Source organism: Natronosalvus halobius (assembly GCF_024138145.1).
GTDB lineage: Archaea > Halobacteriota > Halobacteria > Halobacteriales > Natrialbaceae > Natronosalvus > Natronosalvus halobius.
Window position 1 is genome coordinate 1,145,262 of record NZ_CP099997.1, and the last position, 11,938, is coordinate 1,157,199.

Annotated in this window: 10 protein-coding genes; 4 read left to right on the forward strand and 6 right to left on the reverse strand. The window is 61.1% G+C overall.

The window, feature by feature from the left end:
• Positions 1-24 precede the first annotated feature (24 nt).
• From NGM15_RS05540 to NGM15_RS05560, 5 genes are all read right to left on the reverse strand, one after another.
• Positions 25-1,356 (reverse strand): ABC transporter ATP-binding protein, encoded by a 1,332-nt coding sequence (locus NGM15_RS05540; protein WP_253436350.1) that lies wholly within the window; start codon positions 1,354-1,356, stop codon positions 25-27.
• The gene (locus NGM15_RS05545; RefSeq protein ID WP_253436353.1) at positions 1,353-2,726 is read right to left on the reverse strand and encodes an oligopeptide/dipeptide ABC transporter ATP-binding protein; all 1,374 of its coding nucleotides are present in this window, start codon (positions 2,724-2,726) and stop codon (positions 1,353-1,355) included. The genes NGM15_RS05540 and NGM15_RS05545 overlap by 4 nt, the downstream gene beginning before the upstream one ends.
• Complete coding sequence (locus NGM15_RS05550; protein WP_253436356.1) at positions 2,726-4,444, reverse strand: ABC transporter permease; 1,719 nt, start codon at positions 4,442-4,444, stop codon at positions 2,726-2,728. Before NGM15_RS05550 ends, NGM15_RS05545 begins: the two co-directional genes overlap by 1 nt.
• On the reverse strand, positions 4,441-5,478 hold the full coding sequence (locus NGM15_RS05555; RefSeq protein ID WP_253436358.1) for an ABC transporter permease: 1,038 nt from the start codon (positions 5,476-5,478) through the stop codon (positions 4,441-4,443). The genes NGM15_RS05550 and NGM15_RS05555 overlap by 4 nt, the downstream gene beginning before the upstream one ends.
• 169 nt (positions 5,479-5,647) lie before the next feature.
• Positions 5,648-7,474, reverse strand: coding sequence for an ABC transporter substrate-binding protein (locus NGM15_RS05560; protein ID WP_253436359.1), 1,827 nt, complete (start codon positions 7,472-7,474; stop codon positions 5,648-5,650).
• A gap of 319 nt (positions 7,475-7,793) precedes the next feature.
• Between NGM15_RS05560 and hisC the strand changes: the two genes are divergently transcribed.
• From hisC to NGM15_RS05580, 4 genes are all read left to right on the forward strand, one after another.
• Positions 7,794-8,945 (forward strand): histidinol-phosphate transaminase, encoded by a 1,152-nt coding sequence (hisC, locus tag NGM15_RS05565; protein WP_253436362.1) that lies wholly within the window; start codon positions 7,794-7,796, stop codon positions 8,943-8,945.
• The gene (locus NGM15_RS05570; RefSeq protein ID WP_253436365.1) at positions 8,942-9,508 is read left to right on the forward strand and encodes an adenylate kinase family protein; all 567 of its coding nucleotides are present in this window, start codon (positions 8,942-8,944) and stop codon (positions 9,506-9,508) included. Before hisC ends, NGM15_RS05570 begins: the two co-directional genes overlap by 4 nt.
• Positions 9,505-10,119 (forward strand): CDP-alcohol phosphatidyltransferase family protein, encoded by a 615-nt coding sequence (locus tag NGM15_RS05575; RefSeq protein ID WP_253436368.1) that lies wholly within the window; start codon positions 9,505-9,507, stop codon positions 10,117-10,119. The genes NGM15_RS05570 and NGM15_RS05575 overlap by 4 nt, the downstream gene beginning before the upstream one ends.
• A 169-nt stretch (positions 10,120-10,288) precedes the next feature.
• Complete coding sequence (locus tag NGM15_RS05580; protein ID WP_425494471.1) at positions 10,289-10,834, forward strand: multiprotein bridging factor aMBF1; 546 nt, start codon at positions 10,289-10,291, stop codon at positions 10,832-10,834.
• 43 nt (positions 10,835-10,877) lie between these two features.
• On the opposite strand, the gene NGM15_RS05585 is transcribed toward NGM15_RS05580, so the two are convergent.
• Positions 10,878-11,861 carry an ABC transporter permease gene (locus tag NGM15_RS05585; protein ID WP_253436370.1) on the reverse strand — a complete coding sequence of 328 codons (984 nt, stop codon included), beginning with the start codon at positions 11,859-11,861 and terminating at the stop codon, positions 10,878-10,880.
• Between the last annotated feature and the right edge of the window lie 77 nt (positions 11,862-11,938).

Genomic DNA, 11,938 nt, shown 5'->3' on the forward strand with positions numbered 1-11,938 from the left:
GAGAGTCTCGCTAGCCACGTCCGGTCACCGGTGACGCTCGTCCAGGACCGGGCCTGGCTCCTCGTATGCATCGTCGTGACGGTGACAGAAGCTCTTTCGCCCGGACTCACTGACGGTGTAGTATTGGGGCATGTCCTGGTCACAGACGCTGCCGAACGATTCGTTCATGATCTCGAGTGCGCTTTCCTCGTCGTTGTCGCGGACGTAGTTCGCGACGTTCGACAGGATTCGTTCGACGTCTTCGGGAACTGAAATGTCGCTAAACAATTCGTCGTAGATTTCGTCGACAGTTCCGAGGCGGGGATCCTTACCGAGCAACTCGCGGACCCGGTCACTCATTTTTCGCTCCGTCCGTTTTCGTTCTCGGAGAATCTCTCTGAGCGTCCCCAGCTGTGTCCAGAGTTCGTCGCCGAGATGGTCGAACTCCGGTGGTCGAATCCGTGCTGGACACCGCGTGCTAAACGGACATCCATCCGGTGGGTGGCGGGGGTTTGGCGGCGTGCCGTGGAGCGTGATTCGATCTTTCTTCGCGGTCGGGTCCGGTTTGGGGATCGCAGACAGGAGCGCGTGCGTGTAGGGATTCGACGGATCAGTAAACAGCTCCTCGGTTGGCCCAATCTCCATGATGTTTCCGAGATACATGACCGCAACCCGGTCACAGATGTGCCTGACCACGGAGAGGTCGTGGGCGATAAACAGGTACGTCAGCCCGAACTCGTCTTGCAGGTCCTCGAGGAGATTGATGACCTCCGCCTGGACCGAAACGTCGAGGGCCGAAACTGGCTCGTCGAGAACGATGAACTCCGGCTCGAGTGTCAGCGTTCGGGCGATCCCAATCCGCTGTCGCTGTCCGCCGGAGAACTGGTGTGGATACCGAAAGTAGTGCTCACGCTGGAGCCCAACCTTCTCGAGGAGTTTGCGAACGCGTTGTCGCCGGTCCCGCGGCGTCTTCCAGTCGAATACGTCGAGTGGCTCGCGTACGATTTCGCCGACGGTCATTCGATCGTTGAGACTCGAATCCGGATCCTGGAAGACGATCTGCGCGTCTCGACGCCAGGCTTTGAGGTCGGCACCGCTCAGCGTCGTAATGTCAGTTCCCTCGAATCGAATTTCGCCGCCTGTCGCTTTCTCGAGTTGGATGAGCGTTCGTCCGAGCGTCGTCTTCCCACACCCGGATTCGCCGACGAGACCGAGCGTCTCACCGCGTCTGATGTCGAACGAGACACCGTCGACAGCCTTGACCGGGTTGCTGCCGAAGAGACCGCCAGTATCGTAGTACGTTCGAAGGTTGTCGACCTCGACCATTACGTCCTCTTTCTGGTCCGCTCGTTCGGTTTGCATCGCTTTCTGACTCATTGGCTATCACCTGTCTCCGTCACTCGCTCGTCGCCTGCAGTATGCCACTCGAGGCGTTGCATCTCGGACTTGCCCTCCGGATACAGCAGACACGCCGCAGTGTGGTCCTCGGATTCCTCGTCGACTGGAACCTGTATTGGATGTACCTCCTCACAGGCCTCGAACGCCTCCGGACATCGGGGAGCGAATCGGCAGTACGTTGCTGGCTCGTTTGGCGTCGGCACGTTGCCTTCGATCGTTTCGAGCCGATCACCGGTCTGATTTCCGGGAATCGACCTGAGCAATCCCTGTGTATATGGGTGCTTTGGATCGCCAAACAGGGTTTCGACATCGGCGGTTTCGATGATCTCTCCGGCGTACATCACGTTCACGCGATCGGTGACGTCTGCAATCACGCCCATGTCGTGTGTGATGAACATGATTGCCAGATCCCGTTCGGTCTGGAGATCCTCGAGGAGTTCGAGGATCTGGGCCTGAATTGTCACGTCGAGAGCGGTCGTCGGCTCGTCACAGATCAGCACTTCCGGATCGCACGCCAGTGCCATCGCAATGACCGCTCGTTGTCGCATCCCGCCGGAGAACTGGTGTGGGTACTCCTCGACGCGACGCCGTGCGTCCGGAATACCGACGTCTTCCAGCAGAGAAATTGCCTCCTGGGTGGCCTCGCGCCCGCTCATCCCCTGGTGCAGTTTCAGCGCCTCCTTTATCTGGTTCCCGACGGTGTAAACCGGGTTGAGGCTCGTCAACGGGTCCTGGAACACCATTGCGATTTTGCCACCTCGCATGGCACGCTGTGCTTCGTCCCCGAGTCGAGTGATCTCGATGAAGCCGGACGTGATCTGCTCTGGAACGCTCGCGTCGCCCTCAGTGACGAACACGAAGTCGGTTTCCTCGACGGCACCGTCCTCGGCGAGACCGAGTTCTTCACCGTACCCGGCTGCGAGGAAATCAGCGAGGGTTGCCTCCGAGGCCGACGTGTACCCGAGTGTCTCCGGCGTGACGTCGGGGAGTCGCTCGAACAGCGTCTCCGGATCGTACCGTGACTCGAGGCTCGCCACGTCGACGGTGTTGTCGTCGAACCGTTTGGCAAACTCTCGGACCGTTTCGAGATGGGTAAAGCGAATGCTACTGGCCGGATCGATTCGGCCTGGGTTATCTACCAGACCCATGAGCGACCGGGCGGTGACGCTCTTTCCAGAGCCACTCTCACCGACGATACCCACCGTCTCGCCGGGAACGATATCGAACGAGACGCCGTCGACGGCTCGAATTACTTCCTTGTCCGTGTGGAACACGGTTCGGAGATTTCGAACCGAGACGATCGGTTCTGGACGGGTCGAAACTGGATCAGCTACTGATTGCATGGACATCATCCACCACCTCCAGTGGCTGCCGCACCGGCTTCACCGCTCTCTACGTCACTCTCCGGGTCCATCGCGTCGCGGATTCCGTCGCCCAGCGCGTTGAAGCCCGTCACGACGAGGACGATCAGTAGGCCGGGAAGCGTCGAGATGTGCCACGAGGCCGTCGAGACGTACGAACGACCGTCGTTGACGATGCGCCCCCACTCGGGAGTCGGAGGATTGATCCCTAATCCGAGGAACGACAGCGCTGCCGTCGCGATGATTGCCGCCCCGAGAAGCAACGACGCGTAAATCATGATGTACGCCGCGACGTACGGGGCCATGTGCTTTCTCATGGTCATCACGGGGGTCTGTCCGTAGCTTTTCGCGGCATCGACCCACTCCTGTTCGGCAACCTGGAGCGAGGGCCCACGTATAGACCGCCATAGGCCCGGCCAATAGACGAGCGCCAGAATCAGTGCGATGAGTATACCACCGTCGTAGATCGTTGCGAGCGGGTGGTTCGCTTGCTGGAAAATTACTGAAACCAGCAAGAGGAGTAAGAATCCCGGGATCGTCATGATCGTATCACTGGCCAGGACCGTCAACAGATCAGCGACGCCCTTGTAGTAGGCCGTAACGAGCGACAGCGACAGCGCGATCAGCGTGCCGAGACCGATTGCGATGATACCGATCACCAGTGACGTTCGAGCACCGAAGACGAGGAACGTAAACAGGTCCTTCCCGCTCTGTGTCGTCCCCATCGGGGCCCAGCGATCGTACTGGTCGTAGCTCATCGGACCGACGTTATTCGATCCGCCGGTCGATTTCGTCTGCAAGTTCGCCGTCCCGTGACTGACCGTCTCGACGCTCTCTCCGTCGAGATATTCGAACTCGTGATCGTACGGGTTGTAGTGATTGTGGTCGATCGAGACGGGAGCGAGGGCCGGTGCCCAGGCCGCCATGACCACGAAAGTAAAGACGACAATCAGCCCAAAGATTCCCCAGTAATGGGTCCGAAATCGGTTGATGCTGTCGTCTCGCGGCGTCCAGTTGGCTTCACGGTAGTGGGTCCGGAAGGTTGTATACCCCTTCCAGATCCACACGAGAAGAGTGAACGCGTATGCGTAGACGACGAACACGCGAATCGCCCAGGCCTGTCCGGACGAGAGGCCGAGGAAGGTCCCTTCCCACCCACCATCGGGAGTTCTGTGCCCGGCGTTCGGAATCGTCTCGGTGCTGGTTATCGAGGGAAGGGTCGAGACCCACTCGGTCAGCGACGTCAACCAGCCGATGGCGACCTCGAGACCGGCTCCGAGGGGGGTAAAGACAACGAGTACGACGCCGATAGCCAGCCCTGCGGCGACGAGGGCCCGTTCGATAACGTCGTCGGCACCGGTTCCCCGGGAGAGGCCGAACGTTTTTACGAGCGAGACGGGAACGAAGAGCAATTTGACGAAGACCGCTGCGACGGCGATCAACAGGAGTGCCGTCAAGATAGTGCCGACGGTTCCTGCTATCGGTCCGAGTGTCCCATCGACGTTCCTTCCAACCCAGGCCGGGATCGAAGCAGCGCCCTCGAGACCGAATCGAATTCCGCTACCGGCTTTGAGCAAGCCGCTCGCGATACGCCCGGTCTCCAGTGCGAGCAACACGAGCAACCCTGCCACCCAGACAAGGGCTGGTTGTGGGTTCGTAGCGATGCGTTCGCGAAACGTGGTGTCGTCGTATTCGTCGTAGCTCATGTTTCATACCCCACACGTGGGTCGAGAACAGTGTACAGCAGGTCCTGGATGATGTTCAGCGAGATGGTGATTAGCGCGAAGATAAAGATCAGTGACCCAGCCAGTGGGAGGTCCCCCTGATAGGCAGCCAGGAAGAACAACCGTCCCAGCCCGTTGATACCGAAGATGACTTCGACGATGACCGAGCCACCGATCAGGAGGAGCGCCTCGTTCGTGATCACTGGAAGAAGGGGAATCAACGCGTTTCGGAAGACGTGCTTCCAGATGATGACGCGATTGGAGAGTCCCTTTGCCTTCGCCGTTTCGACGTAGTTCGAGTTGATCGTCTCGAGCATCGCTGTTCGGCCGATTCGAAGCTCCGTCGCCATCGAGGCGGAGCCGAGGACGATCGCTGGTGGGAGGATCACTTTAATCGCGACCGCGAGCATCCCCCCGTCGAAATAGAATCCGTTCTCAAATCCGACGAAGTTGAGAGGTGGCGTGCCGATGAGACTCCTGACGTCGGGCCCGATGGTGTACCAATCGAATCCGAGTAAGCCACCACCTTGGGTTCGGCGAAGGATCGCCAGAACCATAATAGACAGCCAGAAGTTCGGCATCGCCAACCAGACGATACCGGAGAAAGACGCGACGTAGTCGGCCCAGCTATTCTGGTTCAATCCCGCGTAGAATCCGAGCGGGATACCGATAAATAGCGGGAGCAACACGGCCCAGAACCCGAGCCAGATCGTTCGTGGGGCGTACGTCCCGATGAGGGCGTTCACCGATCGACCGGGGTGGATGACCCACGATTGACCCAGGTCGAACGTCGCGAGGGACACAATGAAGTCGACGTACTGTTGCCAGAGCGGATCGTTCAAACCGAGTTGATCCCGAATCCGTTCCGCTTGCGCGCCACTCGCTTCCGGTCCGAGCATCGATGCAACCGGGTCGAGCGGTCCCATTCGGATAATGACGAAGATGAGCGTCATTACGAGGAAGAGGACCGGAATCATGAGGACGACCCGCTGGAAGAAATACTTCCATCGGCTCATTGAACCTCACCCGTCGTCTGATTATAGACCATATGTCGAATCTTGGAGTGGATAGGTGGTCTACTGTTATATGTATGCTGATTTCGTCGAGTCATTTGACTGTAGCGTGGAACGTTTGTTGGCACTAGAGAACCCGTGCTACCAAAAATCGAGTAACCGAGGACAGGGATTACCTGTCTAGCGTAACGGTGTTGTACTGCTGGCGGTGGCCGCCGAGCGGGCCGGTCTCCGGGATGTCGACGTGATCGTACCAGAACCGCTCGTTGAGGTTGTGGAACAGCGGCAGGAGGATCATGTCGTCGCGAACGGCCTCTTCGATCTCGACGTGCGCTTCGGCACGGATGTCCTCGTCGTCGGGCGACGGGTTGTTCTCGATCGTCTCCCAGGCGTCCGCGGCTTTCTGCATCTCTTCGGAATCTTCTTCCTGCCAGTCGAGGTAGTATCCGTTCGCCTCTCCGGGCATATTATCCGTGTTCGTGTTCTCCGGATTGAACCCGAAGTGACCGTAGGCAGGGTCGACCCAGCTCCAGATCCAGCCGAGCGAGTAGAAGCCGAGGTCGCCGTCTTCACCGCGGCTGATGAGCGTCCCGAACTCTGCAGTTTCGATCGAGAGATCGATGCCGAGGCCAGCGACCTTGTCTCGAGTAAGGGTCGCGAACTCCTGGAACGCCTCGTTTTCGTACGTCGTGATCGTCAGCTCGAACGGATCGTCCTCCGTGTAGCCGGCCTCCTCGAGGACCTGTCGGGCCGAATCACGGTCGGTCTCGTTGGCGCTGTAGGGCCACTCGTCGACGTAGCTGTTGTACTCGTCGTTTCCGGTGGGCCACATTCCAGGCGGGGTGAAGCTGTACGCTTCCTCACCGCGCTCTTTGAACACGTTCTCGATCAACTCCGAGTGATCGGTGACGTAGGCGATGGCCTGGCGAACCGGCTTTGGCGTCTGGGCGGCGTTGAACGCCACGTAGAAGGTACTCATCTCGGCGACGCCGAGGTAGTTGACTTCTTCCTCGTTCTCGAGCGGACCGTAGGTACCGACCTGGCGTCCCTGGTCGTCCTCTTCTGCGTCGATGTTGTCCGGCTCGTAGAACGGCGTCGGGATGCCGAACACGTCTGCGTTCTGCTCGTTGACGTACGTCCAGATGGCGTCGTCGTCCTCGAGAATCTGCCAGTGAACACCGTCGACGGAGGCGGCTTCGCCGTGGTAGTCGTCGAAGGCGGCAACGCGTGCTTCCGTGCCTGGCTCCCACAGGTCGTACTCGAACGGACCGGTTCCCACCATCACGTCGGTGGAAATGTCTTCCTGCGTGTATTCGGCGTCGTCGTAGCCCTCGATGTCGTCGACGAGGCCTTCCGGCATGGCCGCGAAGGAGTCGTACGCGAGGATGTCGAGTGCTGCGGGCTCGGGGTCGGCAATGGTCACCTCGAGCGTTCGGTCGTCGACGGCTTCGACGGCGAGGGAGTCAGGGGTGACGACGCCCTCGTCGTCCACTTCGGCCTCGATGCCGAGCATGTCGGTGACGAAGTTCGCGCGCTGACTCTCCTCGGACTCGGCGAGGCGGCGCCACGCGTATTTGAAGTCGGCAGCCGTGAGTTCGCTTCCGTCGTGGTACTGCGCTTCCTTGATCGTGAAGGTGTACGTGAGGAGGTCGTCGGAAATTTCGACTTCCTCGGCGAGCTGATTCTCGACCTCGGCTTCACCATTGGGGTAGTGAGTCAGGTTCTCGTACACCTGGCCGATAATGATCCCGGACGCGGTGTCAGTCGACTGGATGGGGTCGAGGGACGACACCGTCGAGTTGATCAGCCGAAGATCGTTGTCGGACGCACTGCTGTCCTCGCCGTTTCCGTTTCCGTTTCCGTTCCCGTTTCCAGATTCGTTACCATTCCCTTCACCGTTGCCATCTCCTCCGAAGCACCCTGCGACTGCGGCAGTCGCGGCACCTGCACCAGTTGCCTTCAGGAAGGTGCGCCGTGAATAGGCGTTTTCGTTCGACATTTCGGCTGATAAGATCCCTTCGAACCGTATAAAATTTGCTGTCTCGTCTGAGCCGGTATGTCAAACCAATAGATAGGCATACACACGCTTGAAAACCGAATTTACACAATAGTACGAATATCGAATCAAGGGGCACATATCACATATGGAATAGCATACCACAATGCCAGCGTCGCTTAGATAACCCATTTCACGATCAGCCCTCGTTCAGACGTGAGTGGTGTAGATCCAGATTTTACAACTATTAGTAGTGAGAGCGTGCACAGGGGTGCCCGGCACAGGTAAGCACGCTTAAGCGTCGTGAGGAAAAGGCTCACGTATGCACCCGCGCGATCTGTCCGACCACGTCGCCTACCAGGCGGGTCGAGGCATCCAGGAGGTCGCCCGCGAACTCGGGCGCGATCCCTCGACGTTCGTCAAACTCGCCTCCAACGAGAACGCCCACGGCCCCTCCCCTGCGGCCGTCGCCGCCATCGAAGACGCCGCTGGAAGCGTGAGTTCCTACCCGAAGGCGGCTCACGCCGATCTCACCGCCGCCATCGCCGACCGCTGGGCCATCGCGGACGATCAGATCTGGCTCGCAAACGGCGGCGACGGTGCCATCGACTACCTCTCGAGGGCGACCCTTGAGCCGGGTGACGACGTGCTCGTTCCCGCCCCGGGGTTCGCCTACTACGGCATGAGCGCTCGGTTCCACCACGGCGACGTTACCGAGTACGCCCTCGCGCGCGAAGACAACTTTTCACAGGACGCCGAGACGGTCCTCGAGGCCTACGACGGCGAACGAATCGTCTACCTCACCAGCCCGCACAACCCCTCGGGATCGACGATCGACCTGGAGGCCGTCGCGGAAATCGCTGACCGAACGGACGAGGAGACGCTCGTCGTCCTGGACGAGGCCTACGGCGAGTTCGCCGACGTCGACAGCGCGGTCGCTTTGATCTCCGGTCGCGACGGGTTCGACGCCCGCGACGACGTCGCCGTTCTCCGGACGTTCTCGAAGGCGTACGGCCTGGCGGGCCTGCGGCTCGGATATGCAATCGTTCCGAACGCATGGGCGGACGCCTACGCCCGTGTGAACACCCCGTTTGCCGCGAGCGAACTCGCCTGTCGGGCCGGCCTGGCCGCCATCAATGACGACGAACACGTCGAGCGAACTGTTGCGACCGTCGCCGAGGCTCGAGCGACCATGCGCGAGGAAATCGATGCACACGTCTGGCCGAGCGACGGGAATTTCGTCCTCGTCGACGTCGGGGAGGCGACAACGGTTGCCGAGGCGATGCAAGAACGGGGCGTGATCGTCCGCGACTGTACGAGTTTCGGGCTCCCGGGGTGCATCCGTATTACCTGCGGCACGCCGTCCGAAACCGATCGAGCTGTCGAGACGCTCAACGAGGTGCTCGAGGACCGAGGGCACCAGCGCGAACTCGGCCCCGACGGCGGAACCCAAACCGAGGTGAACGGCGCGTGAGGGTCGCGATCACCGGCACCCCGGGGACGGGAAAGACAACGGCGACGACAATCCTCGAGGATCGACTCGATGACTGCCACGAGCACCAACTCGATGACCGCCACGAGGTTCGACTCGAGGACTACGACGTGATCCACCTCAACGACCTCCTCGAACGCGAGGGGCTATACACGACCGTCGACGAAGCGCGCGACAGCAAGGTCGCCGACCTGGATGCGCTCGAGGCGCGACTTGCAGACCGGGATGACGTCCTGATCGAGTCGCACCTCGCCCATCACCTGCCAGCGAATCGCATTGCCGTCTTGCGGTGTGCTCCCCAGACACTCGAGGAACGACTGCGCGAGCGCGGAGAACGTGCGAACAAAGCTCGCGAGAACGCAGAAAGCGAGGCGCTCGACGTCATCCTCTCGGAGGCCGTCGACCGCCACGGCCTCGAGTCCGTCTACGAAATCGACACGACCGACCGCGAGCCGGAGGCGGTCGCCGACGAACTCGAGGCCGTCGTCCACGGTACGCGAGCACCGAGCGCCGGCGATGTCGATTTCGTGGGGTACCTGGCATGACCCTCGATAAGTTCCGACCGTACGTCTCGAGGTTCCTGGATCCGTTCGTCCGTGGGTTCGACCGGATCGGGATGTCCCCCGACGGCGTGAGCGTGATCGCCGGGTTCGTGGCGATCGCCGCCGGTCTAGCGTTTTACCTCGGCGGGGTCGCTCACCCCGTCTGGTACGCCGTCGGCGCGGCACTCGTCTTCCTCAACGGCTGGTTCGACATCATCGACGGCGCGCTCGCTCGAGCACAGGGCGTCTCCTCCCCAGCGGGGGACCTGCTCGATCACGTCCTGGACCGGTATGCAGACATCGTGATCATCGGCGGGCTCGCCGCCGGCGTCGGTGACTACTGGTTGGGCTTTCTGGCGGTTACGGGTGTCGTCATGACCTCCTACCTGGGCACTCAGGCCCAGGCGGTGGGTCTCGACCGGGTCTACGGTGGGCTCGTCGGCCGCGCCGACCGACTAGCGATTATCGGAATCGTCGGCTTCCTCGCGTATCCGCTCGAGTCGTTCGACGCCGGCGGCCTCTCGCTCGTCGGCTGGCTGCTCGTCTTCCTCGCCGTCGTCGGCCACCTGACGGCGCTCCAGCGGTTCTTTTACTCCTGGAGTGCGCTCGAGTAGCGCCGACTTCGAGGGACTTCTGGTGGTCTTCCCGTCATCTTTTCGTCAGATTTTCGTCGTGCTCCCGCCATCTTCCCGTCTCCAGGAGTCCGTGGCCTCGTTCGATACACGACCCGTCCAGGCCGCCGGCGCCGTACCCTTTATCACGCGTGGTGCGTTAGACCCGATCATGGTTCAGTGCGAGATGTGTGGCGCCGAGACGTCGTCCCCGAAGACCATCAAAGTCGAAGGCGCGAAGCTGGACGTGTGTTCGAACTGTACCGACTTCGGCACCGAGGTGAAGACAGCCTCCGCTTCGAGCACGTCGACGAAGTACTCGACGGGCTCCGGGTCGGGGTCGGGGTCGGGCTCTGGATCCGGCGGCGGTACCTCGAGCGGCGGTCGCTCCTCGGGGTCCGGTGGCTCGCGTCGTCGCGACATGTTCGACGAGATGGACGAGATCGTCACCGACTACGACGACCGTATTCGTCGGGCGAGAGAGAAGAAGGACCTCAGTCAGTCCGACCTCGCGAACGAACTCAACGAGAAGGCGAGTCTGATCCGCAAACTCGAGCGCGGGGATACCTTGCCCAGCGACCGCGTCCAGAGCAAACTCGAGCGATTCCTCGAAATCAGCCTCACCGGTGGATCCGGGTCGAGCGAGGACAGTGACTGGGATGGTGGCTCCTCGAGCGGGAGTTACACGCTCGGTGACGTCGTCAAGCGCAAGGATTGATCGTCGCCCGACCAGCGGTTCCTTTCCTGGACGCCCGTGCTGCTCACCGCGACCCGGTGTCCACTCGAGGATCGAGGAGTGAGTACGCCAGGTCCTGAACGACGTTGCCGACGATGCCGAAGGCGACGATGACGACCGTCACGCCCATCATGACGGGGAGGTCGCGCGCCCAGACGGCGTTGTAGAAGAGCGAGCCAAGCCCCCCGATGCCAAAGACCGCTTCGATGATGATCACCGAAATCGCGAGCAGTGCGAGCGTCTCGGCGAACACGAGCGAGAGCAACGGGATCGCCGCGTTTCGTAACACGTGTCTGGCGACGTCGAGCCGTCCACCGCCTTTCGCGCGAACGAGTTTGGTGAGGTCCGCGGTGTAGTACTGGCGGGCGTACGCTCGAGCGTAGCTGACGATTGCAGCGAGTAGCGTCGTCGTCACCAGGACGACCGGAAGCACGCGCCCGTAGAGAAACGGTAACTCGGTCTCGACGATCCAGTTGAACTCGCTTCCCCACCTGAAGGTAGCGCCGGCAGTCGCGGACGCGCTCAGGATGAGGAAGCCGGCCCAGAAGTTCGGGATCGCAAACAGCAGGTACACGATTCCCATGGCTCCGTTGCCGCGAATCGAGCGCACGTTCATGGCGGCGTAGACGCCGACTGCCAGCCCGAGCGTCGTCGCCAGCACGATTGCCGGGACGACGTACAGCGCCGTCTCGAGGGTGGCCTCGCGGACCAGCGGAAACACGGCCTCGCCGCTCTGGAAGGAATTGCCCCACTCCAGGGTGATCATGTTTCCCATCCAGTCGACGTACTGCTCGGTGAGCGGTCTGTCGAGCCCTCGGTTGGCGAGGTACGACTGGCGAATAGACTCGAGTTCGTCGGGGTCAGCACCGCCGTAGGCCGCGAGCGCGAGTCGTCTGTCGAGCACCCAGTCTTCGGTCGCGGCGAACAGTGCGAACATCACCGTGAGCACGGCCCAGGCGGCAATCGCCCCCAGCGCGAGACGCTGAGCCAGAATTCGCCCCAATCTCACCGGTGATCACCTGCGAGTGGCATAGACGTGACGACGAGATCGCGAATCACGAGTACAGCACACGTGTCAGCCAGGGA

What these genes read in the sequence shown, in the direction of transcription:
- NGM15_RS05540 (WP_253436350.1), bottom strand. Translation starts at nt 1,356, where the DNA reads ATGAGTCAGAAAGCGATGCAAACCGAACGAGCGGACCAGAAAGAGGAC.
- NGM15_RS05545 (WP_253436353.1), bottom strand. Translation starts at nt 2,726, where the DNA reads ATGTCCATGCAATCAGTAGCTGATCCAGTTTCGACCCGTCCAGAACCG.
- NGM15_RS05550 (WP_253436356.1), bottom strand. Translation starts at nt 4,444, where the DNA reads ATGAGCTACGACGAATACGACGACACCACGTTTCGCGAACGCATCGCT.
- NGM15_RS05555 (WP_253436358.1), bottom strand. Translation starts at nt 5,478, where the DNA reads ATGAGCCGATGGAAGTATTTCTTCCAGCGGGTCGTCCTCATGATTCCG.
- NGM15_RS05560 (WP_253436359.1), bottom strand. Translation starts at nt 7,474, where the DNA reads ATGTCGAACGAAAACGCCTATTCACGGCGCACCTTCCTGAAGGCAACT.
- hisC (WP_253436362.1), top strand. Translation starts at nt 7,794, where the DNA reads ATGCACCCGCGCGATCTGTCCGACCACGTCGCCTACCAGGCGGGTCGA.
- NGM15_RS05575 (WP_253436368.1), top strand. Translation starts at nt 9,505, where the DNA reads ATGACCCTCGATAAGTTCCGACCGTACGTCTCGAGGTTCCTGGATCCG.
- NGM15_RS05580 (WP_425494471.1), top strand. Translation starts at nt 10,289, where the DNA reads ATGGTTCAGTGCGAGATGTGTGGCGCCGAGACGTCGTCCCCGAAGACC.